We start from the raw sequence: 23,230 nt of genomic DNA, 5'->3' as shown, positions 1-23,230 counted from the left end.
CGCCTCTTCTTTAGTGTAGAAATAACGTATCCAATCTGCGCCTAAGCAGACTTTCGGTCTCATTCATCAATTTTTCACCAATGTCATCGACATGTCTGTTTCTCCATGATTCCAAATCCGTGCCCTTTACCCAATGATTAAAAGCGCCTAAAGACGGGCCGCAATGAACTTGGAAATTCACCTTTTGTTCTTCCTTCCCTTCCAAAGCAAGCAGACACCCTCTTTGCAAATACCACTTAAATAGTAACAGCATCTTATATTTTTGATTGCGCTCAGCTTTTTGGGCCAGGTTCGGCTGTTTTTCTATTATGCTTTCGTAGATTTCATCAAAAGTCTTGTTAAAATAATCATTTTCGAGCTGAATCTTTGTCTTTTCATCTATCTCACTCAAAGACTCATATTGTTGGTAGATTTGAAATAATTTATTTGCCCTGACCGGAAACAGCGTGCCCTTTTTCAGCACCTGAACCTTTGTTCCGAACTCAAACAGAGTCTCCGAAGGCGCATAAGCAGTATCGCATATTCCTGTCTCACTCAGCATTTCTTTAATAAAACCGCTTGTTTCGGCTTCAACTGTACATTGATTAATGGATCCCGTCATAATAAAATCAGCGCCCATTAAAAAAGCAGACGCCGCAGATTCGGGAGTCCCGATTCCTCCCGCAGCCCCAATCCTTATCTTCCTTGCGTATTTGTGTGTTTCCATCATCTCATCCCGCAGGTTAACAAAAAACGGCAGCATCGCCGTCAATGAGCCCTGTTCGGTATTACTTCCGCAATCTGCTTCAATAATGATATCATCTGCTGCCGGAATACGGCTGAGCCACTCCGCCTGCTCTTCCGTCAGCATACCGTTCTGACACATTCTCTTTACGATACTTTGAGGAGGCGGACTCAGAAATGCGGCCGCAACTTCCGGCCGTGAAACTTTGGCAATGATCCGATTATGAGGTATAACCCTGCCGCTTTTGTCTATCTTCAACTGATGCGCTTTGTAATAAATTAATGGTGCGCTGACGGAAAGATACGAAGACGCTTCTATTACTCGTACGTCATGCTTGATATATAAATCTATTAATTCCTTTTCTCTATCTTGATGATCCGGCTCAAATCGCAGATTCATTCCGTAGGGCTGACCATTTTTGAGTGTCTTCTTAATAGAAATAAGGGCCTGTTCAATTTCCCTTTTAGGTAAACCCGCTGTGCCAAAGAACCCCAGCATTCCTTTCTTCCCGAGGCGGATCAGCATTTCAGCAGAAGAGATCCCTCTATGCATCGCACCTGCCAAATACGCGTATGTCAAACCGTAATCTTCTTTGAAAGATTGATCACCCAATCGGGACACCGGTGAAGCTGCACCGCTCTCTATATTTTCGGCCAAGAGGCTATGCTCTTTCCCGCTTTCCGAATTGTCCTTGTTCCCTTCAGAAAAAAAGAGACTGTCTTCCGGCGCACTGATAGTAAGCGGTTCCTCCTCTCTTTGTATGGTGTGAATTAATTTAGTCAGAATGTTGCCGGGACCGATCTCTTCAAACACAGTTACGCCTTGTCCCATTAGATACCTGATGCTTTCAGTCCATTTCACCGAGTTTGTTATTTGTTCAATTAAATTCCGTTTGATATCTTCTTGTTTATAAGGTCTTGCCGTATAGTTAGAGATGACCGGGAAATTCAATTCAGAAAAATGAAACTCCTCGATAAATTCCGCAAATTCACGCTGTGCGCTTTCCATGAAACGAGAATGAAAAGCTCCGCCGACTTGCAATACGATATAAGCTTTCGCCCCTTCTTTTTCAAAAAAAGAGGCTGCCCGCTTTATCTCATCTGCAGCCCCTGCTATCACAATTTGTGAAGATGTATTGTAATTGGCGATATCTATTTGGCCGAATTCATACTTCTGAAGTATTTTTTTTATGTGGTGCTCATCCAGTCCGATCACGGCAGCCATTCCGCCCTCGGAAGCCTCACTCATTAACTCGCCTCTTTTAGCAACCAGCCGGAGACCTGTTTCAAAATTAAAAACGCCGGCCGCAAAAAGCGCAGTATATTCACCCAGACTATGTCCTGCAACAGCATCAGGGCGTGTATGACCTTCTTTTAAACCCTTTAAATATTGCAGTGCGCTCACTGTATAAATTGCAGGTTGTGTATACTTCGTATCAGTCAGCCTCTCTTTTTCATCTGAAAGGCATAAATCCTTTATGGAGTATCCTAAAATATGATCTGCCTTTTTAATGAGCTCACTGAATTCATCGAATAAGTCTCTGCCCATTCCTTTAAACTGCGCTCCCTGTCCGGGAAAGACGTAAGCAAGCATTTGTTTTCCTCCTTGTTCCGTATTTCTGCCGTTTCTTTTCGTTCCGATTGTTATTTGATTAACATTTTTCACTTCAATTTTAAAATTGTAATTTACTTAATAAGCAAAATAAAAAAACCTTTATGCCGGATAAAGGTTTAAAAGCAAAAACATGTACAAAGATCATATTGCCGCAAATATAAATAGATAGAATTTTCTGATAATTAAAACTACATTTTCATTCTGTTTTTTGTATATCAATATAATAAAAACATTCCAACGTGCCGAAACAACGATTGGTTTTATGTGAATATTTCCCTAAATAAATACTATACCATGATTTACTTGTTGTCAATGGGAAACACACGTATATACCAATTCTTCAGCCGCCTTTTTACAGGCGGCTGAACTCGGTTGTTATCAGTTCATCAGCCCATGCCGATATGCCTTCACTATACTATTTACGGAATAATAGTTCTTTCTCTTTGTTGTAGTCTTTAGTAAATTGATTGAACTCATCTGCTTGTTTATGCACCTTTTCGTAAACTGAGTTTACTTTGCTGATTTGCTCTTCCAGCTGCGCTAATGTGAGCTTTTTATCTTTAATCAGTTTATAAAGGTCCTTATCAAGTGAAATGGCTTTTTCGTACTTTTTGTACAAAAGATCATAAGATGCATACCTTTTCTCCATTAAAGCGACCGCATGCCCGGCTTTTTCTTTTACTTTCTTATCCTTTATATCTTGAGAAGTTTTTTTTGCGGATTCAAACGCTTGTTTTGAATCATCAATACTGTCTTTTTCTGCTTTCAGATGTTTTTTTCGCTGATTTGCATTGCTCAGAGCCTGATCAGACAGTGTGACAATTTTCTGGTAATCATCCATATTCAGTTTAACCGCGCTGTCGTATAGCTGATGCTCTTTTTTCTCCAATTTTTCTAATGTTTTCTGCTCTTTTTGAAACGGTTTTTCCGCTTGAACGGCTTTTTCCATCGAGTCATGAAGCGATTCAACCGGATCTTTTCCCCCGCAGCCGGCAAGCAGCATACTTGCGGCGCCGAGCGCTCCGATTCCTGCTAATACCTTTTTTTGAATCATATTCACTTAAAATCCCCCAATCTTGACAATTTCCACTATAGAAGCCCGAACGCTTTTTGACAATAGCTGAGCTGTAATTGGCATGACCGGGTAAAAAGACGCTTACGGTGCTGTCAAAGATTACTTGCATAAAAAATTGAGAAAACAGGGCGGATGACCATACATCTTTTTGGCTTTTACATAGTTTATAGTAGACGCCGGCCCTGCTGACAGAGGGTCAGCGTAATTAAAAGAGGAGGTTTTTTTATGTACGGATATGGATTTGGCGGCGGATTTGGCGGCGGTTGCTGCGGCGGCGGATATGGTTATGGCGGCGGTTACGGTTACGGCTGCGGCGGCGGTTACGGCCGCACATTCGCATTAATCGTCGTATTGTTTATCTTATTAATCATCGTCGGTGCCGCTTATTTAGGCTGCGGCTGCTGACCCTATACAACATGAACATCGGCCGGCCTGCTATGGCCGGCCAATTGTTTCGTTGCGCCGCGATAAAGAAATTCGCTATAATTTACATATTAAGCTTTAGGAGTGAAGTTTCTTGATTACTATGGAAAATATTGTACGCGACGGACATCCCGCGCTCAGAGAGATCGCTGAAGAAGTTCAGCTTCCCGCTTCTGACGAAGAAAAACAGCATCTTGCTGATATGATTGAGTTTGTGAAAAACAGCCAAAATCCTGAATTAGCCGAGAAATACAAGCTTCGTCCGGGCGTCGGTCTTGCCGCTCCCCAAACAGACGTAAAAAAACGGATGATCGCCGTCCATGCAGAAGATGCGAAAGGCACTTTATACAGCTATGCTCTTTTTAACCCTAAGATCGTCAGCCACTCAGTGGAAAAAAGCTACTTGACGAGCGGAGAAGGCTGCCTGTCGGTAGACGAACCCATTCCCGGCTATGTGCCGCGCTACGCCCGCATCCGCGTAAAGGCGGTGACGCTTGAAGGAGAACAGATTGACATCCGCCTCAAAGGTTTTCCGGCCATCGTGTTTCAGCACGAAATCGATCATCTGAACGGCGTGATGTTTTACGACCATATCGATAAAGAAAATCCGTTCAAAGAACCTGAAAACGCCATTGCCATTGACCGTTAAAAATAACCGGCACTTCCCAAAGTGCCGGTTTTCTTTATTTCAAAAGGCCCAGTTCTTTGACGGCCCAGCTGATTCCTTCCTCATCCACCGGCTTTGTGACGAAATCAGCGGCAGCTTTTAATTCCGGAACCGCATTTCCCATCGCCACCCCGGTGCCGACAAAACGGATCATCTCAAGGTCATTTAATCCGTCGCCGAATGCATAAGTGTCACTTACGCCGTACGGAAGCCGCTCAAGCACTCTTTTAATGCCTTCCGCTTTTGAACCGCCTTTCGGAAGCACATCCGTTGACAATTCGTGCCAGCGGACGTAATCAAACTCCGGAAAAGCGGCATATGCTTTTTCTTCGTGTCCGCGGCAGAATAAAAGCAGCTGATAAATTTCTTTTCCTTTATAAAAAGTTTCATCAACTTCGGGATAAGGCGCTTTCAGACTGCCGATTCCTTCCGAGACGTGCGGATGTCCGGGGACGGTCGTTTTCATCGTGTCTTCCGCCATAAATACGACGGGGTGTTCCCCTTCTGCCGCCTGCTTTAATAAACGCGCAACCGCATCTTCAGGAAGCGGATTTTTATAAATGACCTCACCTTCAAATACGACATACTGGCCGTTGTATGAAATAAATGATTCAATCTCAAGCTCTTCCAGAATCGGTTTTACCATAAACGGGGACCTTCCGCTGGCGATAAAAACGTGATGGCCAGCCTCTTTAAGCGCCTTCACGGCGTTTCTTGCGCTATCGGGAATATGTTTATCATGGTCATAGATCGTACCGTCAATATCAAAAAAGATCAGTTTTGGATTCATATCAATTTCTCCTTTTTCCCGTTTATCAGTCGTGTCTTTTTCAATATCATCATACAGAAAGTTTTTCTTCCGGAAAACCGCCTTGATGAAATTCCAGTTTTACCCACGAAAACAAATTCATTTTTTCCGCATACTACTGCTATAAAGGGCTTTAAAGGAGGTATACGATGCTGCGCCGATTACGGAAGAAACTCAGAAGACAGTGGGGCGGAATGCTCCGGAAAAAAGTCATCGCGTAGAAGGGATCTTTCGTTTTTTGAAAGTCCCTTTTTTGCTCGAGACTTTCCTTATAATCCGTTTTCGAATATAATAGAATAAGCGAGTCTAACATACGGCATTTAAGGAGAGATTTGGATGATTTATAAGGTATTTTATCAAGAGAAGGCTGACGAAGTACCTGTTCGGGAAAAAACAGATTCACTTTACATTGAGGGCGTTTCAGAACGGGACGTCAGAACGAAACTGAAAGATCAGAAATACAACATTGAATTTGTTCAGCCTGTGGACGGTGCTTTTTTAGAATATGAGAAGCAGAGCGAAAATTTTAAAGTATTGGAGTTATGAGCGGAATGAAATTTGTAAAAAATGACCAGACTGCCGTTTTCGCCCTCGGCGGATTGGGCGAGATCGGGAAAAATACGTACGGGGTGCAGTTTCAGGATGAAATTGTACTGATTGATGCGGGAATCAAGTTCCCGGAAGATGAACTTCTCGGCATTGATTACGTAATCCCCGATTACACGTATTTAGTAAAAAATGAAGATAAAATTAAAGGTCTGTTTATCACCCACGGTCACGAAGACCATATCGGCGGTATTCCGTACCTGCTCAGACAAGTAAATATTCCCGTTTACGGCGGTAAACTCGCGATCGGCTTACTTCGGAATAAACTTGAAGAGCACGGGCTGTTAAGACAGACCAAATTAAACATCATCGGTGAAGACGACATCGTGAAGTTCCGCAAGACATCTGTATCCTTCTTCAGAACGACACACAGCATTCCGGATTCATACGGAATCGTCGTCAAAACACCGCCGGGCAATATCGTACATACCGGGGACTTTAAGTTCGATTTCACACCGGTAGGCGAACCGGCAAACTTGACAAAGATGGCTGAAATCGGGAAAGAAGGCGTTCTGTGCCTGCTTTCTGACAGTACAAACAGTGAGGTTCCTGATTTCACCATGTCAGAACGCCGCGTAGGCGAAAGCATTCACGATATTTTCCGAAAAGTGGACGGCAGAATTATATTTGCGACATTCGCTTCGAATATACACCGTCTTCAGCAGGTGATTGAAGCAGCCGTTTTAAAAGGCAGAAAAGTTGCCGTATTCGGACGCAGTATGGAATCGGCTATTGAAATCGGACAAAATCTCGGCTACATTACCTGTCCTAAAAATACGTTTATTGAGCATAACGAAATCAATCGTTTGCCTGCCAATAAAGTAACAATTTTATGTACGGGAAGCCAAGGTGAACCGATGGCGGCGTTATCACGCATCGCTAACGGGACGCACCGGCAGATTTCCATTAATCCCGGAGATACGGTCGTCTTTTCTTCCTCTCCGATTCCCGGAAACACAATCAGCGTAAGCCGCACCATCAACCAGCTGTACCGTGCGGGCGCAGAAGTCATTCACGGTTCATTGAATGACATTCATACATCCGGACACGGCGGACAGGAAGAGCAGAAATTAATGCTCCGCCTGATCAAACCGAAGTTCTTTATGCCGATTCACGGTGAGTACAGAATGCAGAAAATGCACGTCAAACTCGCGACTGATTGCGGTATACCTGAAGAAAACTGCTTTATCATGGATAATGGCGAAGTGCTGGCCCTCAAAGGCGAAGAAGCCGCTGTGGCAGGCAAAATTCCGTCCGGCTCCGTTTACATTGACGGAAGCGGAATCGGTGATATCGGCAATATCGTGCTCCGCGACCGCCGCATTCTTTCAGAAGAAGGCCTTGTTATCGTTGTTGTTAGCATCAACATGGACGACTTTAAGGTTTCGGCGGGGCCTGATTTAATCTCAAGAGGTTTTGTATACATGAGAGAATCCGGTGATTTGATCAATGACGCGCAGCAGCTGATTTCGAACCATCTGGAGAAAGTAATGGATCGGAAAACAACGCAGTGGTCCGAAATTAAAAACGAAATTACCGATACGCTTGCTCCGTTCCTATACGAAAAAACAAAACGCCGCCCGATGATCCTTCCGATCATTATGGAGGTCTAAAAAAAACTGCACTCATTACGAGTGCAGTTTTTTTATTGCAGCGGAATATGCTGAAAGGCTTTGACATCAAACAGACCGGCTGCTGTCATTTTAATATCCGGAATCACCGGAAGCGCTAAAAACGATAATGTGAGAAACGGATTGAAATCACCGGTGAATCCGAGCAGAGGAAGCTTCTCATGAAGCACGCCCAAGCTGTCATTGACCCATTCCGCCGACTTATCAGACAAAAGCCCGGCGATCGGAAGCGGAACGGAATGAAGCAATTCTCCGTTTTTCACGGCTGTTAATCCTCCTCCGGTGTCACGGAGCCTGTTGATTGCTTTTGCCAAATCGGCATCGTTTGTACCGACGGCGATGATATTATGGGAATCGTGAGAAATGGTTGTGGCGATGGCGCCTTCTTTTAACCCGAACCCTTGTACAATCCCGAGTCCTAACATTTTTTCACCGCTGTGCCGCTCTGCGACGGCGATTTTTAATAAATCATTTTCTGTATCAGGACGAAACGCGTCAGCAGACGGTGCAGGCACTTCTTTTTTTCTCGTCTCCAAATGATTCGGTATCATTTTGATTACATTCATTTTCTTGCCTTCTTGAATCGGTATATGAAAATCCGATTCAGTCAGCGGCGCTTTCAGCCGCACTGTATCCAACAGCGCCTGGTCCGGCGAATAGGAACCGGCAGACTGTTCATAAACCGTGCGTCCGTTCTCGGCGACGGTCCGGCCGGCGACCATGGTCTTCGTGACGGCAACCTCCCGTACATCTGAAATGAACAGCAGATCTGCGTCAAAACCCGGCGCTACCGCCCCTTTTGTTTCAAGGCCGTAGCACTCAGCCGCATTTAAGCTGGCGAGCTGATACGCAAGGAATGGATCAAGTCCGGCCTTTATCGCCATTTTGACTTGGTGGTTCACACTTCCTTCTGAAAGCAGATCATCTACATGCTTATCATCCGTGCAAAAGAAAAAGCGCCGCGCGTTTTTTTCATTCACCGCCGGCAGCACATTGAGCGTATTTTTCGCCACCGATCCTTCGCGCAGCATGACATACATTCCCCGTCTGATTCTGTCCAGCGCTTCTTCTTTTGTCGTCACTTCATGATCATTTGACACCAGTGCGGTTCTGTATATATTGATGATCTCTGAAGACAGTCCGGCTAAATGCCCGTCGATCCGTTTTCCGTGACGCTTGGCATCAAGCAGTTTCTGAAGCATATCCTCTTCACCTTCCGCAACAGACACATAATCCATTACTTCCGCAAGTCCGAGCACCTCTTTCTCCTGATAAAAAGGCTTTAAATCCTCGGCTTTTAATACGGCTCCTGAGCGTTCAAAGCTAGCGGCGGGAACACAGGAAGGAAGCATGAAACGGATGTTCAGCGGCGCCTTTTTTGCCTGCTCTATCATAAAAGAAATGCCTTTTGCTCCGGAAACGTTCGCAATTTCGTGAGGATCAGTAATGACAGTAGTCACTCCGTGTGGGAGGACGGCTTTAGCAAATTCAATCGGAGTAACCATAGAGGACTCGATATGAACATGTCCGTCAATAAAGCCCGGAACGATCATTTGACCTTCTGCATCAATGACTTCTTCCCCTTCATATTCGCCCAGCCCGACGATCACTCCGCCCGTAATGGCGATATCTGCAGAAATCCATTCCTGGTTAAATACATCCATGATTTTTCCGTTTTTAATGACGGTATCGGCTTTTTGTCTGCCGGCTGATGCATTCAGCCGTTCAGCCAGTGTTTCTTTGTTCAAAATGAGGCCTCCTCTTTTTCTTTATATGGTACAATATGCTATCGGATCGCCTGATCATAGTCAATAAAAATTGCAGAAAATACCGCTTACATGATAAATGTCTTTCTATTCTGACATAATAAAAGACCGTCCTTTTACGGACGGCTTTTCACTTTGTGTGAAGCACTCTTTTTTCAAATCGGGAAATGTCCGTAAGAGAGCCGATAACGATGAGAATATCTTCTTTTTGGATCATTTCAGTCGCCAGGGGAGATACGATCACTTCTTTTTCTCTCTTGATGGCCACGATATTAATGCCGTACTTCGCCCGGATATCCAGATCAAGCAGTGTGTTGCCCGCAAGCCTGCTGTTGGCCACGATCTCCACAATGCTGTGTTCGTCGGACAGCTCCAAATAATCAAGCACATTATTTGATACGATGTTGTGGGCGATGCGTTTTGCCATGTCACGTTCAGGGTGGACGATGTGGTCGGCCCCGATTTTCGCAAGCACTTTCTCATGATAATCGTTCTGCGCTTTAACTGTGATCGTGTTCACGCCGAGTTCCTTTAAGATCAGCGTCGTTAAAATGCTCGCCTGTATATTTTCGCCGATTGCGACAATGACGTGGTCAAAGTTGCGCAGCCCTAAGTTTTTCAGAACTGATTCATCGGTTGAATCGCCGATGACCGCGTGTGATGCGATTTTGGCGTATTCATTAACTTTATCTTCATCAATATCCATCGCCATGACCTCAAGGCCTTCTTCACTTAATGCTTTGCAAATACTTCCGCCGAAGCGTCCGAGACCGATAACGGCAAACTCTTTTCTCATAACAGTACTCCTTTAAACAATATCTCTAATAGGAATAGTATCACATTTTCGGCAATGAGTTCATATAGCGTTTAAGCTTTTCTGAAAAGGCGGGCGATAAATACAGGTCCGCTCCTCGTTCGATTTCTTCCTGGTAGTGACCCGGAGGCGCAATTTCCTCAGCTTTATCAAGAACGAGAAACGTCAGGACGCCTCTGTATACACGGCCGCCGGCACACACTTCTATGAACGCGGGACGGTATGTGTGGTTATCAACACCTTCTCTTTTGTACAGATAGGTTGCCGCTTCAAACGGAAGCTTGTACAGCACGCCTTCAGTTCGTCCCCCGTCTTCAACAAGATCGGCTCTGGAACCGTCAGGACGCCTTAACGTGAATCTCGTCGAATACCCTTCAACAACCGCCCCTCCGACCGGCTCGGCAAAAAAGTGATCGACCCCCGCCTGTTTAAACCGGGCATTGTCCATACAGGAGCCGTATGCGAAATAATAAACCGGACTGTCATCCTCCCGTTTCATAAAACGGTATTCTTTCCAGTCTCCGCTTTTGATACGGCTGAATGAGGCACACTGGTCGGGCTTTACGACATATGCGAAGGCGGTTTTATTCCCGGCATCCGTCGTCACGGCAACCTCTTTCCGATCAAAATCAGCATAATACGCATCCAGCTTACGGATCATCTGATGATCTGTTTCATACAATTCCCCGTACACAAAAGCTGTTTCTGCTAAAGACGCCGCAGGCTGACCTTTATCCGTTTCGTACAGCACGCCGTTTATCGCAGCCTGCTCGCACACACACGGGGCGCCCTTCAGCAGTTCATGATTTTCTTCACGCTTCCGTAACAAACCGTATACAAAAAGAAGCAAGTTATTTTTCCTCCTTTTGGACAGCAGCCGATTCTAACGGCAGAATCACCTGAAACGTACTGCCTTCTCCATTTTTGCTCTTAATGTTAAGTTTACCATTATGCTCCTTCAGAATTCGTAAACAAATCGGAAGACCGAGACCCGTTCCCTGATCTTTTGTTGAGAAAAACGGTTTCCCGATGTTTTCAAGCTTTTCTTTCGACATGCCGTTTCCTTCATCCTGTATGCTGATCACCGCGTATTCTTCATCCCGTTTTGTATAAATATGAATATTCCCGCCGTCAGGCATCGCTTCAATCGCATTTTTAATAATATTGATAAATACCTGTTTCAGCTGGTTTTCGTCACCGTTGACCATACAGGACTCAGTCTGCCTGAAATCCTTCTCAATCACAGTGTTCGACAGCACCGCGTTCGTGTCAAGAAGCGTCGCCACCTGCCGTAAAATATGGTTGAGATGGTGAGCGGTAAACGTCACGGTCTGCGGCTTGGCGAGCAGAAGCAGCTCCCCCAGCACAAGATCAATCCTTTTAATCTCCGAAAAAATAATATCAAAATAATCCGTTCTTTCCGGATACTGGGCTTTCATCAGCTGGAGAAAGCCGCTGACTGACGTTAAAGGATTTCTTACTTCATGGGCGATTCCTGCCGCAAGCTCCCCGGCAATGGCCAGCTTTTGAGATTGCATGGCGAGGCGTTCGTTCGTTTCCAGAAGCTCGTCGACCGCTTTTTTCCGTTCACTGATATCAGACATCGTCCCCAGGCTTCCGACAAATTTCTGTCTGCGGTCATAATACAGCTTATAATGGACTTCTCCCCAAAAGATCGTGCCGTCTCTTTTAATATATTTGGCCGTAAACATTCCTGACGGGGACTGCTGCTTGATTTGGGAGATAATATAATCAATGATATGTTTTTCTTTTATAAAATAATCATTATACATCGTGCCCATACATTCGCTGATGGAGTGGCCCGTAATCGCCGTCCAGGCCTGATTCAAATATGTAATATTCCCTTGTGCATCCGTCTGAAAAACGATTTCCTGCAGATTGTCCATGATCCGGTTTTTCTCATCTGAAAGCGCCTTTGCTTTCTGCTCGCTGTCCTTCAGCTCCGCCAGCAGCTGCTTTTTATTATCCACATAATAAGCCAGCAGCCAGACGCTGATTAATGTGACGGCGGTAAAGGTGATGTCAACGGGCCAATTAATCGGATTCCGTTCAATCATATAAAATAAATAATCCCAAAACATAATAAAAATCATTGCCAAGATTAAGGAAATGATACGCGCTTGATATTTTCCCATAGTCCCACCTGCCGCTAGCATTTCTACATATATTGTAACATTGTTGACTGCATTATTGACTAAAAAATGATAACTATTCCCAATTAATTGAGCAGGTTCGCTTACTTTTCCCGTGAGTTTTTGCACAAGTTCATAATAAAAGGACGGAATGATGCTCCGCCCTTTTTGCTGATTATGATCTATCTTTTAACGCTTCCTCGATTTCCTCAAGCAGCATTTTCGCTCCTTCAGGACTTAAAATAATTTTGCCGTTGCCGTACTCCTGATTTTCGGGAGTAATTTCCCCCGTCATTAAGCAAATGCCGTGCGGCTTGTATTTTTTTAAGACAATTTTGTCTCCGTCAACGAAAAATTCAATACTATCTTTAATAGCGATATCCAATGCTCTTCTCAATTCAATCGGCATGACAATACGCCCGAGTTCGTCTACTTTTCTTACTACACCAATTGATTTCATAGAAATCCCCTACTTCCTTTAATGTCTCTTCTTTATGTCCAAGGAAAATCCTTCATAAACGTAGACGAAAGGAACGGAGCAAAAGTTTCTCAGCATCCGGAACTGAATGTTTTTTTACAAAAAGAAAATCCTTTTGAAATATGGGATACAGACTTTCCCTCCTTTTTTACAAAAACATTTCATTCCCGGCGGAAACCCCCAAAAATCGTGGTTTTTCTCAGAAACTTTAAATGTAGAATCAATTAAATCAGGATAGGGATTGGGTGAAAACATGTTTCAATCAACTGAGATCGGAATCGACTTAGGAACCGCTAATATACTTGTTTACAGTAAAAATAAAGGAATTATTTTAAATGAGCCTTCCGTTGTCGCTGTAGATACAACAACGAAAGCGGTGCTTGCCATCGGAACGGATGCCAAAAACATGATCGGAAAGACGCCGGGGAAAATCGTCGCCGTACGGCCGATGAAAGACGGTGTCATTGCTGATTATGATATGACAACTGACTTATTAAAACACATTATGAAAAAAGCCGGAAAAAAAATCGGAATGACCTTCCGCAAACCGAATGTCGTCGTCTGTACGCCTTCAGGCTCAACAGCCGTTGAACGCCGCGCCATCAGTGACGCTGTCAAAAACTGCGGAGCGAAAAACGTTCACTTGATTGAAGAACCCGTAGCCGCTGCAATCGGGGCCGACCTCCCTGTTGACGAGCCGGTCGCAAACGTCGTCGTAGATATCGGCGGCGGTACGACTGAAGTCGCAATCATCTCATTCGGGGGCGTCGTATCCTGCCATTCGATCAGAATCGGCGGCGACCAGCTTGATGAAGATATCGCCTCGTTCGTCAGAAAAAAATACAACCTGCTGATCGGGGAACGTACGGCAGAGCAAGTGAAAATGGAAATCGGCTTTGCATTGATCGAACATGTGCCGGAAACGATGGAAATCCGCGGGCGTGACCTTGTAACCGGTCTGCCGAAGACAATCAGACTGCAGTCTAATGAAATTCAGCAGGCGATGCGTGAATCGCTCCTGCATATTCTTGAAGCGATCAGAGCGACACTTGAAGATTGTCCGCCGGAGCTCAGCGGTGATATCGTTGACCGCGGCGTCGTGTTAACCGGCGGAGGCTCCCTTTTAAACGGGATGAAAGAATGGCTGACAGATGAAATCGTCGTTCCCGTTCATTTGGCGGCAAATCCGCTTGAATCAGTGGCTATCGGCACGGGACGTTCATTAGACGTCATCGACAAGCTGCAAAAAGCGATTAAATAATAAGATTGTGCTTCTTTTTTCTCCAGCCGGCTCATATTGTGAGAACTGGAGAAACATTAAGGAGGAAGCATATGCTTAGAGATGTGGGAAGACGCGTAGCAGTAGCCGTCATTTTAAGCGGAATTATTTTGGGGGGGATGAGCATTTCACTGGCCAATATGCCCCATTCTCCGGCCGGCGGCGCCGTAAAACTGAATCACCCGTAAAGACGCAGCAAAAGCTGTGTCTTTTTCGTTTGCGCTCCTTTCTTTCCTTTATGAGGCGATATTTGATATGATGAGAAAAACCGATGAGGAGGAATGAACGATGAGTTCGTTTACTGAAAAGTTACATACATATGCTCAGCTGGCGGTAGAAGTCGGCGTCAATGTCCAAAAAGGACAGCATGTCGTAATCAATGCCTCAACTGATGTCCGGGAACTTGTCAGACTGCTTGCCAAACATTCTTATGAAAAAGGCGCAAAAAACGTCACCGTAAATTGGCAGGACGATGAACTGTCCAGATTAAAATACGAGATGGCACCTTTTGAAGCGTTTGAAGAGTATCCTGAATGGGAAGCAAAAGGCAAAGAAGAGCTCGCGAAAAAAGGGGCTGCGTTTATTTCTGTCGTCTCATCCGACCCCGACCTGTTAAAAGGCACTGACGGCAAACGGATTGCAGCGTTCCAAAAAGCCGCCGGAAAAGCATTGCATACATACAGACAATATATTCAATCAGATAAGGTCAGCTGGACGGTGATCGGAGCCGCTTCAACAGGCTGGGCGAAAAAAGTGTTCCCGGATCAGCCGGAAGAAACAGCCGTTCAGCTTTTATGGGAAGAAATTTTCAAAACGACCCGCGTAAATGAAGAAAACCCTGTGGAAGCATGGAAAAAACATGATCAAAACCTTCATGAAAAAGTGGAACACTTAAACAAAAAACATTACAGCGCCCTGCATTATCAGGCTGAAGGAACAGACTTAACCATTGAACTGCCGAAAAAACATGTATGGGCAGGCGCGGGAAGCGTGAATGAGAGCGGGCACGAATTCATGGCCAACATGCCGACAGAAGAGGTTTTCACCCTTCCGCAGCGTGACGGGGTGAACGGCACAGTTTCCAGCACGAAACCGCTGAGCTACGGCGGCAACATTATTGATAACTTCACTCTTACCTTTGAAAACGGCCGCATTGTCGATGTGAAAGCTGAAAAAGGCGAGGAGATTTTAAAAGGTATCGTCGAAACCGATGAAGGCTCACACTATCTCGGAGAAGTGGCCTTAGTGCCGTACGATTCACCGATTTCACAATCAAATATTTTATTTTACAACACACTGTACGATGAAAACGCCTCTAACCACTTGGCGATCGGCAGTGCGTATGCCTTTAATATTGAGGGCGGTAAACAAATGACACGGGAAGAGCTTGTCAAAGAGGGCTTAAATGAAAGCATTACACACGTAGATTTTATGGTCGGTTCCAAAGATATGAATATCGACGGCATTACGGCGGACGGCAAAAGAGAACCGATCTTCAGAAACGGAAACTGGGCATTTTAATAAAAAAGGAGGCGATCAGGCCTCCTTTTTTTATTTCGCTTCATACATTTGCAAGTTGGCGCAGACGGTTTCCAAAACAGGTGTATCAACTGACAAGCCTTTCGCTTTCTCAAGCAAAAATCCGTGTAAATGATCACCTTCCGTCACCCTGCCCTTTTCCATATCTCTCAGCATCGACGATTTCATATGGTAAGACATGCTTGTCAATGTGCGATAACTCTCTTCTTCCAGACCAGGATCTTTCGGGATGCCGGCAGCCTTGAAAATGGCTCCGATTTCAGCAAAGAGGCGCTTTGCCGTGTTGCGGCCGCCTTCTGTTTCTAAAATCGGTCCGACCGGCTGTTGAAACAGAGTGGTCACTCCCGCCTGCGCGGCAATAAACATATATTTTTTCCAAATGTCCTTTTCAATATCCCTGCTGATGATGACATCCGCTTTCACACCTGCAAATGCGTTTTCCAGCTCATTCATACGTTCCGTGCGTTCCCCGTTCCATTCACCGAAAACAAAGCGGTGGGCAGCGCTCGTATGAAGAATTTCCCCTTTGTCGTTAAGGGCGCTCTCAATAAAGCAGAGGCCGCCCAGCACCTGCCGTTTTGAAAAAGCTTCAAACAGCTGGTTATAGTGCCTGTATCCGTTTAAAAAAGGAATAATGACCGACGAAGGTTTGACAAACGGTTTGACATCCCGAATGACGTCCTGCAAAGAATACGCTTTTGAAGCGATGATAACCGCGTCAAATGCTCCTGCTTCGCCCGCCATCATTAATTTCGGCTTGATTGAAACATCACCTTTTGCACTTTTGACGGTCAAACCCGTTTCTTGTAATTGTTCCGCCCGTTTCTTGCGGACGAGAAACGTAACGTCATTTCCCTTTTCTGCAAGACGCGCGCCGATATATCCGCCCACTCCTCCAGCTCCGACAATTAAAAACTTCATGATGCATTCCTCCGTCTCTTTTCAAGTTATGTATTCATTTATTGTAACGGGAAGTCAGAAGATTGAAAACTTTTTTCATAAATAAAAAAGCAGAGTCTCCCCTGCTTCTTTATTACGCGTATAGCTCTTCAAGCTTTTTCTGTACATCCGCGTTTTCAAGAAATTCGTCATAAGACATTTGTTTGTCAACAATGCCTTTAGGCGTTAATTCAATAATGCGGTTGGCAATTGTCTGTACAAACTGATGGTCATGAGATGAAAACAGCATAGCGCCTTTAAAGCTGATTAAGCCGTTGTTAAGCGCCGTAATGGATTCCAAATCTAAGTGGTTGGTCGGTTCATCCAGAATTAAGATATTCGCGCCGGAAAGCATCGCTTTTGAAAGCATGCAGCGCACTTTTTCTCCTCCGGAAAGGACGTTTGATTTTTTGTTGACTTCTTCTCCTGAGAACAGCATGCGTCCTAAGAAACCGCGCAGAAAGCTTTCGCTTTGGTCATGCGGCGAGTATTGGCGGAGCCAGTCAACAAGGTTCGCGTCGCTGCCGTCAAAGTATTCGCTGTTGTCTTTAGGGAAGTACGCCTGAGAAGTGGTCACGCCCCATTTAAATGTGCCGCTGTCTGCTTCCATTTCCCCGGAAATGATTTTAAACAATGTTGTAACAGCAAGTTCGTTGCGGCCCGTAAAAGCGATTTTATCTTCTCTGTTCATAATAAAGCTGACGTTATCAAGCACCTTAACCCCGTCAATCGTTTTTGTTAAGCCTTCAACCCGCAGCACGTCATTTCCGATCTCGCGTTCCGGCGTGAAATTGACATAAGGATAACGGCGTGATGACGGTTTGATATCATCAAGCGTGATTTTATCAAGGAGTTTCTTTCTTGATGTCGCCTGCTTTGATTTAGAGGCGTTGGCGCTGAATCTGGCCACGAACTCCTGAAGCTGTTTAATCTGCTCTTCTTTTTTCTTGTTGGCTTCCTGAGAAAGCTTTAAAGCAAGCTGGCTGGATTCATACCAGAAATCATAGTTGCCGACGTACACTTGAATTTTATTAAAATCAAGATCGGCGATGTGCGTGCACACTTTATTTAAAAAGTGACGGTCATGGGATACGACGATGACTGTGTTCTCAAAGTTGATTAAAAACTCTTCCAGCCACTGAATCGCTTTCAGATCCAAGTGGTTGGTCGGTTCATCAAGCAGCAGAACGTCCGGCTTGCCGAACAGCGCCTGTGCCAAAAGCACTTTCACCTTTTCTGAACCGCCTAAGTCCGCCATTTTCTTCGTATGCAGGTCTTCAGAGATGCCCAGACCCTTTAACAAAATAGCGGCTTCACTTTCAGCTTCCCATCCGTTTAATTCCGCAAACTCTCCTTCAAGCTCAGCGGCGCGGATGCCGTCCTCATCTGAAAAATCAGGCTTCATATAAATCGCGTCTTTTTCCTGCATGACTTCGTATAAACGTTTATGTCCCATAATGACGACTTTCAGCACTTCGAACTCTTCATATTCAAAGTGGTTCTGCTTCAGAATGGCAAGACGTTCGCCCGGGCTCATATGGACATCGCCGGTCTGCGGCTCCAGCTCACCGGATAAAATTTTCAAAAATGTTGATTTTCCGGCACCGTTTGCGCCTATTAATCCGTAGCAGTTGCCCGGCGTAAATTTAATATTGACATCTTCAAATAACTTGCGATCCGCAAAACGCAAGCTCACATTATTTACAGCAATCATTTAGAATCCTCCATCGTGTCTATCATCATTAAAAGTATACCATGAATAAAGGGGAAGAGAAATGTTTCCCTGCGAATATACGGGTTTGAAAGATGCAGGCGTCAAACCCGGAGCCCTGTGATACAATAGATATATATCCATATTCATCACGGAGGAACAAGTTGAAGCTTTTAACACTCACAGAATATTGTCTTATGATTTTCTTCACCGGGGTTTTTCTGGCCGTCACAGGCTTTACGGCCCGTGACATCGGCTTGTACGTCGGAATCGCCCTCATTTATACGTTTTCGCATCTCTTTTCAAAACGGATGCTTGAAAAACGCGGCAAAGAGAAGAAGCAGGTGAACCTTTTTTTCAGCGTTCTGGCCATTGTCGGATCAGTGCTGGCCACGGTATTGTTCATCGCCGTCGCCGCCTCGTTTGCCAAATAAAAAACGCCTGCTGTCCAAATCGGGCAGCGCGGCGTTTTTATTTTGTCTGACGCATATCATGAAACGGGAAGAACACAAACTTCGAGGTGCCGACGATCCGGTTTTCGGCAATTAAACCGAGTCCGTTCCGGCTGTCCATTGAGTTCAGCCGATTGTCGCCCATGACGAAGTATTTGCCTTTCGGAACCTTTACGGGGCCGAAATCTCCCGTCAGGTTGACTCCCAGTTTTTTCGCTTCTTTTTTATTGCTCGCGAGGTACGGTTCTGCGATTTTTTTGCCGTTTATATAAAGCGTGTCATTTTTCATTTCCACCGTTTCTCCCGGTTTTCCGATGAGCCGCTTTACATAATGGACTTTCGACGTATCGCCGTTAATAATGACGATGTCCCCCCGCTCGATTTCTCCGATATAATTGACGCTTTTGTTGACAAACAGCCTTTCACCGTCATGTAATGTCGGGTACATTGATGATCCTTCCACTAAGTACGGTTCAAACAGGAAATGGCGGATTAAAAGCGCAAGAGCGACCGCTATAATGATGGCCTTTCCCCATTCCCAATACGTGTTGGATTTTCTTTTTACCGATTTTTCAGAAGTAGGTTTTTGTTCTTCAGTCAACGTGGTTCCTCCTAGACGATCACTGTTACGGTTTCATGTACTATCTTTACTTTATCACAACTCATCACCAAATACATAACGCTTCTATGCGCACATGATTGAAAAAAGCGCCCGTAAAGGACGCTTTTTGCTTATTTCTCTACAACCGGTTTTTTGACGATTCCCAAGATAACCGCCGTTACAACCGCTCCGATCACGATGCTCATTAAGTAAAGCAGCGGATGGTTCGTAATGAATGCAACGAATATTCCTCCGTGCGGTGCAGGAAGCGTTACCCGGAAAAACTCTGTCAACCCGCCCGCTACCGCAGAACCGACAACGGCTGCAGGGATGACGCGAAGCGGATCAGCCGCTGCAAACGGGATGGCGCCTTCTGTAACGAAAGCTGCTCCCATGAAGTAGCACGTAATACCGGCTTCACGGTCACGTTTAGAGAATTTATGTTTAAAGAATGTTGTCGCCAGTGCGATTCCAAGCGGCGGAGCCATTCCGCCCGCCATGATGGCCGCATGCGGCGCATAGTTTCCGGCCCCGATCATCGCGATACCGAAAGTGAACGCCGCTTTATTGAGCGGGCCGCCCATGTCGATAGCCATCATACCGCCTAAAATAATACCCATTAAGACAAGGTTTCCAGTTCCAAGGCTTTCAAGCCAATTTGTTAAGAAATTCATAAACGCTGCGACAGGTGTGTTTATGACAAACTGCATCAGGACACCGGTGATAAAAATACCGAGCAGCGGATAAATCAATACAGGTTTTAATCCGTCAAGAGTCTGAGGAATAAAGACAAACAGCTTTTTCAAAAGGACTACGACATAACCGGCTAAGAATCCGGCAATCAGTCCGCCCAAGAATCCGGCATTCGCCTGCGTAGCCATAAATCCGCCGACCATACCCGGCGCAAATCCCGGACGGTCCGCAATACTCATTGCGATAAATCCGGCAAGAACTGCAACAATCAGTTTTAACGCATTATCGCCGCCGATAAAGTTCAGCGCTGCGGCAAACGTGTTGTATGTCGGGTCTTTCGGATCAGCTGAATGAATTCCCCAGAAGAATGAAATCGCAACGAGAATTCCGCCGCCGACGACAAATGGCAGCATGTTGCTGACACCGCTCATTAAGTGTTTATAGAAAGTGCTTCCGATACTTGTGCCTGATTTCTGTTTGGGGCCGTCTTCATCTGAAGCGGAAGATCCTCCGCCGCTGCCCTCGTAAATCGGCGCATCTTGATTAACGGCTTTTTCAATCAGTTCCTGAGGACGTCTGATACCAGCTGTTACAGGCACTTGAAGAACGTGTTTGCCTTTAAAGCGTTCCATTTCAACCTGTTTATCAGCCGCCACGATAATCGCAGGCGCGTCTTCAATTTCTTGAGCCGTCAGCTTATGCTTGATTCCGCTTGAGCCGTTTGTCTCGACTTTAATGTCGACGCCGAGCTCTTTCGCTTTTTCCTTCAGTGCGTCAGCTGCCATGAACGTATGGGCGATACCTGTCGGACATGCCGTAACGGCAAGGATTTTGCCTTTTCCTGACGGCGCTGCCTGTTCTTCCTGCTCTTCTTCCTCATCGTCATCTTTGTCATGCTGATTGATGATGTCAATGATCGCATCTTCTGATTCAGCTTCAAGAAGCTGTTTGCGGATTTCCTCACGCATAAGAAGCGTTGAAAGTCTTGATAATGCTTCAAGGTGCGTATTATTCGCTCCTTCGGTTGCCGCAATCATAAAGACCAGGTGTGCCGGCTGACCGTCTAATGATTCATAATCCACACCATCTTTTGAACGTCCGAATGCGATGGCCGGGTTAATGACGCTCGCCGTCTTCGCATGAGGAATGGCAATGCCTTCGCCGATTCCCGTTGAGCTTTGGCTTTCACGATTTAAAATGGCTGCTTTGTAAGCCTCTCTGTCATTTAATCTGCCGGCTTTGTCAAGCACTGTCACCATTTCATCGATAACGTTTTCTTTCTCTTTGCTTTCTATATTGAGATGAATTGTATCTCTTGTTAACAGCTCAGTTATCTTCACTTTTCTTTCCTCCTCTATAGACGTGTGACTTTAACTTCAGGAAGAAGCTGCTGTACAAACTCTTCAGTTCCGAGTTCTTCAGAAAATGCCGTCGCGCTTCCGGAAGCAACTCCTAAACGGAACGCATCTTCCAAAGGCAGCTGTTTTGAAATTCCCGCAAGGAATCCCGCGACGACGGAATCACCCGCGCCTACCGAATTGACAAGCTTTCCTTTAGGAACATTGGCGAGGAAAACCGCCTCTTTCGTAAATAAAAGCGCACCGTCGCCAGCCATCGAAACAATCGCGTGTTCAGCGCCTTGTTCAATCAATTTTTTACCGTAAGGAACGGCAGCTTCGGCTGAATCAATAACCGTATTGAACATTTCCCCAAGCTCATGATGATTCGGCTTCATCAAAAACGGTTTCATTTCTGTCGCTTTCATCAGCGCTTCACCGGAGATGTCCACCACTACCCGGGCATTCTGCTTTCTGCATGCCTCAGCAATTTTTTCATACGTGTTATGCGGCAGGGAAGATGGGATGCTTCCCGCTAAAACGACGATGTCTCCCTCTTCCAGAGCGGAGAACTGGTCTAAAAAGGTATTGAACACTTCGTCTGAAATCGTCGGGCCCTGTCCGTTAATTTCCGTTTCATCGCCCGTTTTCAGTTTTACATTTATACGCGTGTCTTCATCTACCTCAGAAAAAGCCGTTTCCAGACCTTCCTGATGCAAAAATGACGTGATATAATTTCCGGTAAATCCGCCGACAAACCCCAATGCTTTTGACGGCACATGGTGTCTTTTCAGTAATCTTGAAACGTTGATGCCTTTTCCGCCGGGATACTTCGTGTCATAGCTGGAACGGTTTAAACCGCCTACGGCAAAATCTTCAACGTGAACGATATAGTCAACAGACGGATTGAGGGTTACAGTGTAAATCATGGTTTCACTACCTTTACGACAGTTTTTTCTTGGTAATTATCGAATGCAAGTTCTTCAGCTTCAGTGGTAATGATAGCTGCATCGCCCAAGGCGGCGAACGCTGCGAAAGAAATCTCGCCGAATTTAGAAGGATCGGCTAAAACATACGCGTTTTTCGCCTGTCTCACAGCCTTTGTCTTCAGAAGAGCCTCATCCGGATCGGGTGTTGTAAAGCCGGCTTCAATGTGCACGCCGTTCACCCCGAGGAAGCTTTTGTCAAAACGGTACTGGCTGACCGCCGTTAATGAGGCGCCGCCGATCATCGCACCTGTTCTATGCTTCACATATCCTCCGAGAAGATAAAAGGGAATCCCTTTCCTTATTAAAGCGTCGATATGCATAACTCCGTTTGTGACAACCACAATGTCCTTAGATGGATCTATAAAGTCAATCATGTGCAATGTAGTTGTTCCCGCATCAAGATAAATACAGTCACCTTCTTCTAATAAAGATGCCGCTTCTTCTGCGATCTTCAGTTTATCCTGAAGGTTTTTGGAGGATTTTTCAAGCATATCGGGTTCTTGCCTGCTGTTGGAAAGTTTAGACGCCCCGCCGTGAACGCGCTTTAAAAATCCGCGTTCTTCTAGTGTTGATAAATCTCTTCTGATCGTTGATTCAGAAGCATTTGTCATGCTTATCAGCTCTTGAATCTTCACCACATCACGCTTTTCAATCTGATCAATAATCAGCTGATACCTTTCAGGAGTGAGCATATTCCGCCTCCTTTGGAAACGTATTCATTTCGGCTGCAAGATAATTGTAAACGCTTTTTTTACTTCTAGCAACTAAAATCACTCAAATTCATTCAATAACTATCAAAATCTTTCACATTTGTTCATATTAACGTATGTACATAGGGTTTGTAAACTGTAAATTCGACAAAAAGGGGGACAATTGTATGACATTTTCTTTTTATCATAAATGAAAAAAGTCTATTATATTCATTCAATCA

At 45.1% G+C, this 23,230-nt stretch carries 22 protein-coding genes; 8 read left to right on the top strand and 14 right to left on the bottom strand.

The window, feature by feature from the left end; translation table 11 throughout:
- Positions 1–10 precede the first annotated feature (10 nt).
- Positions 11–2,317, bottom strand: a complete 2,307-nt coding sequence (gene fabD / locus HWY38_RS08415; RefSeq protein ID WP_224181651.1) for an ACP S-malonyltransferase — start codon at positions 2,315–2,317, stop codon at positions 11–13.
- Between the two features lie 436 nt (positions 2,318–2,753).
- Positions 2,754–3,392 (bottom strand): YkyA family protein, encoded by a 639-nt coding sequence (locus tag HWY38_RS08410; RefSeq protein WP_224181799.1) that lies wholly within the window; start codon positions 3,390–3,392, stop codon positions 2,754–2,756.
- A 246-nt stretch (positions 3,393–3,638) separates the two neighbouring features.
- Between HWY38_RS08410 and HWY38_RS08405 the strand changes: the two genes are divergently transcribed.
- Positions 3,639–3,818 carry a YjcZ family sporulation protein gene (locus HWY38_RS08405; protein ID WP_007409651.1) on the top strand — a complete coding sequence of 60 codons (180 nt, stop codon included), beginning with the start codon at positions 3,639–3,641 and terminating at the stop codon, positions 3,816–3,818.
- Positions 3,819–3,930: 112 nt separating this feature from the next.
- The gene (def, locus tag HWY38_RS08400) at positions 3,931–4,485 is read left to right on the top strand and encodes a peptide deformylase (protein WP_003154544.1); all 555 of its coding nucleotides are present in this window, start codon (positions 3,931–3,933) and stop codon (positions 4,483–4,485) included.
- A 34-nt stretch (positions 4,486–4,519) separates the two neighbouring features.
- On the opposite strand, the gene HWY38_RS08395 is transcribed toward def, so the two are convergent.
- Positions 4,520–5,293: a Cof-type HAD-IIB family hydrolase gene (locus HWY38_RS08395; RefSeq protein ID WP_061581544.1), complete on the bottom strand. Its 774-nt coding sequence runs from the start codon at positions 5,291–5,293 to the stop codon at positions 4,520–4,522.
- 354 nt (positions 5,294–5,647) lie between these two features.
- On the opposite strand from HWY38_RS08395, the gene HWY38_RS08390 reads away from it, so the two are divergent.
- Both HWY38_RS08390 and rnjA read left to right on the top strand, forming a co-directional pair.
- Positions 5,648–5,857, top strand: coding sequence for a DNA-dependent RNA polymerase subunit epsilon (locus HWY38_RS08390; protein ID WP_003154548.1), 210 nt, complete (start codon positions 5,648–5,650; stop codon positions 5,855–5,857).
- A gap of 5 nt (positions 5,858–5,862) precedes the next feature.
- Positions 5,863–7,530, top strand: a complete 1,668-nt coding sequence (gene rnjA, locus HWY38_RS08385) for a ribonuclease J1 (RefSeq protein WP_007611151.1) — start codon at positions 5,863–5,865, stop codon at positions 7,528–7,530.
- Between the two features lie 32 nt (positions 7,531–7,562).
- Here rnjA and ade read toward each other — a convergent pair whose 3' ends face one another.
- The 5 genes from ade to HWY38_RS08360 form a co-directional block, all read right to left on the bottom strand.
- Positions 7,563–9,296 (bottom strand): adenine deaminase, encoded by a 1,734-nt coding sequence (gene ade, locus HWY38_RS08380; RefSeq protein WP_224181650.1) that lies wholly within the window; start codon positions 9,294–9,296, stop codon positions 7,563–7,565.
- Between the two features lie 148 nt (positions 9,297–9,444).
- On the bottom strand, positions 9,445–10,110 hold the full coding sequence (ktrC, locus tag HWY38_RS08375; protein WP_003154554.1) for a Ktr system potassium transporter KtrC: 666 nt from the start codon (positions 10,108–10,110) through the stop codon (positions 9,445–9,447).
- Between the two features lie 40 nt (positions 10,111–10,150).
- On the bottom strand, positions 10,151–10,978 hold the full coding sequence (locus HWY38_RS08370; RefSeq protein WP_015239773.1) for a gamma-glutamylcyclotransferase: 828 nt from the start codon (positions 10,976–10,978) through the stop codon (positions 10,151–10,153).
- A gap of 1 nt (position 10,979) precedes the next feature.
- Complete coding sequence (locus tag HWY38_RS08365) at positions 10,980–12,284, bottom strand: ATP-binding protein (RefSeq protein WP_224181649.1); 1,305 nt, start codon at positions 12,282–12,284, stop codon at positions 10,980–10,982.
- 172 nt (positions 12,285–12,456) lie between these two features.
- Entirely contained in the window at positions 12,457–12,741 is a 285-nt protein-coding gene (locus tag HWY38_RS08360; protein ID WP_003154557.1) for an AbrB/MazE/SpoVT family DNA-binding domain-containing protein, read from the bottom strand.
- A 271-nt stretch (positions 12,742–13,012) separates the two neighbouring features.
- On the opposite strand from HWY38_RS08360, the gene mreBH reads away from it, so the two are divergent.
- From mreBH to HWY38_RS08345, 3 genes are all read left to right on the top strand, one after another.
- On the top strand, positions 13,013–14,020 hold the full coding sequence (mreBH, locus tag HWY38_RS08355) for a cell shape-determining protein MreBH (protein ID WP_038460721.1): 1,008 nt from the start codon (positions 13,013–13,015) through the stop codon (positions 14,018–14,020).
- A 71-nt stretch (positions 14,021–14,091) separates the two neighbouring features.
- The gene (locus HWY38_RS08350; RefSeq protein WP_003154559.1) at positions 14,092–14,226 is read left to right on the top strand and encodes a protein YkpC; all 135 of its coding nucleotides are present in this window, start codon (positions 14,092–14,094) and stop codon (positions 14,224–14,226) included.
- A gap of 100 nt (positions 14,227–14,326) precedes the next feature.
- Entirely contained in the window at positions 14,327–15,559 is a 1,233-nt protein-coding gene (locus HWY38_RS08345) for an aminopeptidase (protein WP_007409644.1), read from the top strand.
- Between the two features lie 30 nt (positions 15,560–15,589).
- On the opposite strand, the gene HWY38_RS08340 is transcribed toward HWY38_RS08345, so the two are convergent.
- Entirely contained in the window at positions 15,590–16,498 is a 909-nt protein-coding gene (locus tag HWY38_RS08340; protein ID WP_224181648.1) for a ketopantoate reductase family protein, read from the bottom strand.
- A 112-nt stretch (positions 16,499–16,610) separates the two neighbouring features.
- Entirely contained in the window at positions 16,611–18,230 is a 1,620-nt protein-coding gene (locus HWY38_RS08335) for an ABC-F family ATP-binding cassette domain-containing protein (RefSeq protein WP_007611134.1), read from the bottom strand.
- Positions 18,231–18,391: 161 nt separating this feature from the next.
- Between HWY38_RS08335 and HWY38_RS08330 the strand changes: the two genes are divergently transcribed.
- Positions 18,392–18,661, top strand: a complete 270-nt coding sequence (locus tag HWY38_RS08330) for a hypothetical protein (protein WP_021493749.1) — start codon at positions 18,392–18,394, stop codon at positions 18,659–18,661.
- A 37-nt stretch (positions 18,662–18,698) separates the two neighbouring features.
- Here HWY38_RS08330 and sipT read toward each other — a convergent pair whose 3' ends face one another.
- The 4 genes from sipT to HWY38_RS08310 all read right to left on the bottom strand — a co-directional run bounded on the left by sipT (position 18,699) and on the right by HWY38_RS08310 (position 22,991).
- Positions 18,699–19,280, bottom strand: a complete 582-nt coding sequence (gene sipT, locus HWY38_RS08325; RefSeq protein ID WP_003154568.1) for a signal peptidase I sipT — start codon at positions 19,278–19,280, stop codon at positions 18,699–18,701.
- Between the two features lie 131 nt (positions 19,281–19,411).
- Positions 19,412–21,313 (bottom strand): fructose-specific PTS transporter subunit EIIC, encoded by a 1,902-nt coding sequence (locus tag HWY38_RS08320; RefSeq protein ID WP_224181647.1) that lies wholly within the window; start codon positions 21,311–21,313, stop codon positions 19,412–19,414.
- 14 nt (positions 21,314–21,327) lie between these two features.
- Positions 21,328–22,239, bottom strand: coding sequence for a 1-phosphofructokinase (gene pfkB, locus HWY38_RS08315; RefSeq protein ID WP_224181646.1), 912 nt, complete (start codon positions 22,237–22,239; stop codon positions 21,328–21,330).
- Positions 22,236–22,991, bottom strand: a complete 756-nt coding sequence (locus tag HWY38_RS08310; RefSeq protein WP_032868156.1) for a DeoR/GlpR family DNA-binding transcription regulator — start codon at positions 22,989–22,991, stop codon at positions 22,236–22,238. The genes pfkB and HWY38_RS08310 overlap by 4 nt, the downstream gene beginning before the upstream one ends.
- Positions 22,992–23,230: the final 239 nt, after the last annotated feature.

The organism is Bacillus sp. KS1 (assembly GCF_020075515.1).
GTDB lineage: Bacteria > Bacillota > Bacilli > Bacillales > Bacillaceae > Bacillus > Bacillus velezensis.
This window is presented reverse-complemented; position numbering and strand designations above follow the sequence as displayed.

Coding starts and splice junctions, on each gene's coding strand:
- fabD (WP_224181651.1), bottom strand. CDS start 2,317: ATGCTTGCTTACGTCTTTCCCGGACAGGGAGCGCAGTTTAAAGGAATG.
- HWY38_RS08410 (WP_224181799.1), bottom strand. CDS start 3,392: ATGATTCAAAAAAAGGTATTAGCAGGAATCGGAGCGCTCGGCGCCGCA.
- HWY38_RS08405 (WP_007409651.1), top strand. CDS start 3,639: ATGTACGGATATGGATTTGGCGGCGGATTTGGCGGCGGTTGCTGCGGC.
- HWY38_RS08395 (WP_061581544.1), bottom strand. CDS start 5,293: ATGAATCCAAAACTGATCTTTTTTGATATTGACGGTACGATCTATGAC.
- HWY38_RS08390 (WP_003154548.1), top strand. CDS start 5,648: ATGATTTATAAGGTATTTTATCAAGAGAAGGCTGACGAAGTACCTGTT.
- rnjA (WP_007611151.1), top strand. CDS start 5,863: ATGAAATTTGTAAAAAATGACCAGACTGCCGTTTTCGCCCTCGGCGGA.
- ktrC (WP_003154554.1), bottom strand. CDS start 10,110: ATGAGAAAAGAGTTTGCCGTTATCGGTCTCGGACGCTTCGGCGGAAGT.
- HWY38_RS08365 (WP_224181649.1), bottom strand. CDS start 12,284: ATGGGAAAATATCAAGCGCGTATCATTTCCTTAATCTTGGCAATGATT.
- HWY38_RS08360 (WP_003154557.1), bottom strand. CDS start 12,741: ATGAAATCAATTGGTGTAGTAAGAAAAGTAGACGAACTCGGGCGTATT.
- mreBH (WP_038460721.1), top strand. CDS start 13,013: ATGTTTCAATCAACTGAGATCGGAATCGACTTAGGAACCGCTAATATA.
- HWY38_RS08350 (WP_003154559.1), top strand. CDS start 14,092: ATGCTTAGAGATGTGGGAAGACGCGTAGCAGTAGCCGTCATTTTAAGC.
- HWY38_RS08345 (WP_007409644.1), top strand. CDS start 14,327: ATGAGTTCGTTTACTGAAAAGTTACATACATATGCTCAGCTGGCGGTA.
- HWY38_RS08340 (WP_224181648.1), bottom strand. CDS start 16,498: ATGAAGTTTTTAATTGTCGGAGCTGGAGGAGTGGGCGGATATATCGGC.
- HWY38_RS08335 (WP_007611134.1), bottom strand. CDS start 18,230: ATGATTGCTGTAAATAATGTGAGCTTGCGTTTTGCGGATCGCAAGTTA.
- pfkB (WP_224181646.1), bottom strand. CDS start 22,239: ATGATTTACACTGTAACCCTCAATCCGTCTGTTGACTATATCGTTCAC.
- HWY38_RS08310 (WP_032868156.1), bottom strand. CDS start 22,991: ATGCTCACTCCTGAAAGGTATCAGCTGATTATTGATCAGATTGAAAAG.